2 protein-coding genes and 1 riboswitch are annotated in these 3,428 nt (G+C 45.1%); both genes read left to right on the top strand.

Features of this window, described 5'->3' with window-relative positions:
• Positions 1 to 56 precede the first annotated feature (56 nt).
• A riboswitch (cobalamin riboswitch) is annotated at positions 57 to 246 on the top strand.
• Between the two features lie 30 nt (positions 247 to 276).
• On the top strand, positions 277 to 2,661 hold the full coding sequence (locus ACMJ0U_RS03700; RefSeq protein ID WP_417128256.1) for an anaerobic ribonucleoside triphosphate reductase: 2,385 nt from the start codon (positions 277 to 279) through the stop codon (positions 2,659 to 2,661).
• Positions 2,662 to 2,678: 17 nt separating this feature from the next.
• Complete coding sequence (gene nrdG / locus ACMJ0U_RS03695; RefSeq protein WP_417128255.1) at positions 2,679 to 3,140, top strand: anaerobic ribonucleoside-triphosphate reductase activating protein; 462 nt, start codon at positions 2,679 to 2,681, stop codon at positions 3,138 to 3,140.
• Positions 3,141 to 3,428: the final 288 nt, after the last annotated feature.

The following is a 3,428-nucleotide window of genomic DNA, read 5'->3' as shown; positions in this document are numbered from 1 at the left end:
CAATTTAGAAATATCTGGAAAATCTCATTTTTTATTTTTCTCCCAAATTTCTATCTTTGTCCTGCTTTTCAAAAGGTAACCTAACCGTTTCAAAAGGGAATGCCGTGGAAATCGGCAACAGTACCTGCTGCTGTGATTCTTGTGCAAACCTGGACATGCATTGCAAGCCACTGTGAATCGGATTCATGGGAAGGCGTCCATGGGGAAAGATCAGTCAGAAGACCTGCCCGGAAAAGCAAAACTATAAGTTATGTTTTACCTCATTTAATTGAAAAAATGAATTTGACAGAAATCCGCATCATCAAGCGCGACGGAAAGCAGGAAAACTTTTCAGCCGCTAAAATCACCAACGCCATCGGAAAGGCTTTCGAAGCAACCGGTATTCCTCAGCAGAAAGAGGAACTGGATCTGATTACCCGACAGGTAGTGTCACACTTCTCACAGCCTACCATCGGTGTGGAAGAAATTCAGGACCTTGTAGAAAACGAATTAATGAAAGTGCAGCCGGAAGTGGCAAAAAAATACATCATCTACCGTCAGTGGAGAAATACGGAAAGAGACCGGAAGACGCACATCAAACATATCATGGACGGCATTGTGGCCATTGACAAGAATGATGTAAACCTGAGCAACGCCAACATGTCAAGCCATACGCCGGCCGGACAGATGATGACTTTTGCTTCAGAAATCACCAAGGACTATACTTACAAATATCTTCTTCCTAAAAAATATGCAGAAGCACATCAAATGGGCGACATACACATCCACGACCTGGATTATTACCCCACCAAGACGACTACCTGCATACAGTATGACTTAGATGATTTGTTTGAACGCGGATTTCATACCAAGAACGGAAGCATCCGTACTCCGCAGTCCATCCAGAGTTACGCTACACTGGCTACCATCATTTTCCAGACAAACCAGAATGAACAGCACGGAGGACAGGCCATTCCGGCCTTCGACTTCTTCATGGCCAAGGGAGTGCTGAAAAGTTTCCAGAAAATCATGGCTACTCATTTAGGATTGCTGCTCGACATCAAAGGACACGCTACTGATGAAAAGGAAATCCTAAAAGGAATACGCAGCTACTTCCACAGCATCGCTCCTAACGAAGAAACTGAAAAGGCTTACCTGGATTCTTTGCAAGCGGCAGGTATCAACCTGACAGCAGACGAATTGAAGTATGTGCTCCGCAAAACATTGGCCCAAACCCGCAAGGATACGCATCAGGCCATGGAGGGCTTTATCCACAACTTGAACACCATGCATTCCAGAGGAGGTAATCAGGTGGTATTCAGCTCCATTAACTACGGTACGGACACCTCGGCAGAAGGAAGAATGGTGATTCAAGAATTATTGAAGGCTACCATCGAAGGCTTGGGAAATCATGGAGAAGTTCCAGTCTTCCCTATCCAGATTTTTAAAGTGAAAGACGGAGTGAGCTATTCTGAAGCCGATTATCAACTGGCCATGAAGGATTTTGAAGCAGCTCTCTCAGGAGAAGTGAAATTTGAAAGCCCGAATTTCGACCTCTTCCTGCAAGCATGCCGTACGACGGCCAAAGCACTGTTCCCGAACTTTATGTTCCTGGATACTCCGTTCAACAAACACGAGAAATGGAGTGCTGACGACCCGAAACGTTACCGTTATGAACTGGCGACCATGGGATGCCGCACACGCGTATTCGAGAACCTGAATGGAGAAAAGACTTCATTGGGAAGAGGTAACCTTTCATTCACGACCATGAACCTGCCTCGTCTGGCCATCGAAGCGCACCGGAAAGCAGAAAGTCTGACTAACGAGACTCCGGAAGGCAAGCTCCAGAAAGCAAAGGAATTTTTCCTCCAGTCTGTACACTCCATGGCTGAATTCATCGCAGAGCAGTTGTATACCCGTTACCAGTATCAGCGTACCGCTCTTGCGCGTCAGTTCCCGTTCATGATGGGCAATAATGTATGGAAAGGCGGAGACGTTCTTCATCCCAACGAAGAAGTAGGAGATGTATTGAAACAGGGTACTTTAGGTATCGGCTTTATCGGAGGACACAATGCCATGATGGCATTATACGGCCAAGGACATGGACACAACCAAGAGGCGTGGAACACGCTTTACGAAGCTATTGAAGAGATGAACAAAGTGGCCGAAGAGTATAAAAAGAAATACGGATTGAATTATTCGGTGCTGGCTACCCCTGCGGAAGGATTGTCCGGAAGATTTACCCGCATGGACAAACGGAAATACGGAACCATTGAAGGAGTAAACGACCGTGATTATTATGTTAACTCGTTCCATGTAGACGTGAAAGAGTCTATTACCATTGTCGAAAAAATCAAACGTGAAGCCCCTTTCCATGCACTGACACGCGGCGGACACATCACCTATGTAGAGCTGGATGGAGAAGCACAGAAAAACGTGAAGGCCATTGCGAAGATTGTAAAGGTGATGCACGATGAACAGATTGGATACGGTTCTATCAATCATCCGGTAGATACTTGTCACGATTGTGGCTACAAAGGAGTCATCTACAGCCGTTGTCCGGTATGCAATAGCGAAAACATCCTGCGCATGCGCCGTATCACCGGTTACTTGACAGGCGACCTTAGCAGCTGGAACTCTGCCAAGAGAGCGGAAGAGCACGACCGTGTAAAGCATGCATAAGCTGAAAGAAAACGTACATGTTACATTATTTATATACATATCCTGAAACAATTGTCGACGGTGAGGGCATTCGGTATTCCATCTATCTGGCTGGATGTACCCATCGTTGCAAAGGATGTCACAATCCGGAATCATGGAATCCGAAGGCCGGCAAACCTCTCACGCAGGAAGTCCTGGAACAAATCATTCAGGAAATCAATGCCAATCCTCTGCTGGACGGAGTTACCTTTTCAGGTGGCGACCCTTTTTACAATCCGGAAGAATTTCTGCCTGTCCTGAAAGAAGTCAGCCAGCGAACGGGCATGAATATCTGGTGTTATACAGGATATACATACGAACAACTGAAAGAGGACCCTATCCACCAGAAACTGCTCCCCTACATAGACGTACTCGTGGACGGTCCTTTCATCGAATCGCTCTACTCTCCTTTTCTAGACTTTTGCGGGAGCAGTAACCAGCGAATCCTTAAACTGAAATAGCCGAACATTAGTTCATTAGCATATCCCTCGATTTTAGTTAATAAATTCGCAACTAAAATCGAGGGATATATTTTATACCCGTTTCCCGTTTCATCACATTGTTATCGTACACGGCAAAAAACGTTGTCGCACACGGCTACCGTTTCCGTACACAAAGACTAAAAATAGCCCTTTTCTTGATTTATATCATGAAAACAACTATTTATTAAAAAAACATCTTGCAAGTTCTTGCTATCAATCAAAAAAGAATTACCTTTGCAATGTGGTTGTGAAACCAATAGGTAAAAA

The sequence above is a fragment of the Phocaeicola sp. genome (genome assembly GCF_048170425.1).
Classification (GTDB): domain Bacteria; phylum Bacteroidota; class Bacteroidia; order Bacteroidales; family Bacteroidaceae; genus Phocaeicola.
The sequence above is the reverse complement of the archived record's forward strand: the minus strand, read 5'-3'. Positions and strand labels throughout refer to the sequence as shown.

Coding starts and splice junctions, on each gene's coding strand:
- nrdG (WP_417128255.1), top strand. CDS start 2,679: ATGTTACATTATTTATATACATATCCTGAAACAATTGTCGACGGTGAG.
- ACMJ0U_RS03700 (WP_417128256.1), top strand. CDS start 277: ATGAATTTGACAGAAATCCGCATCATCAAGCGCGACGGAAAGCAGGAA.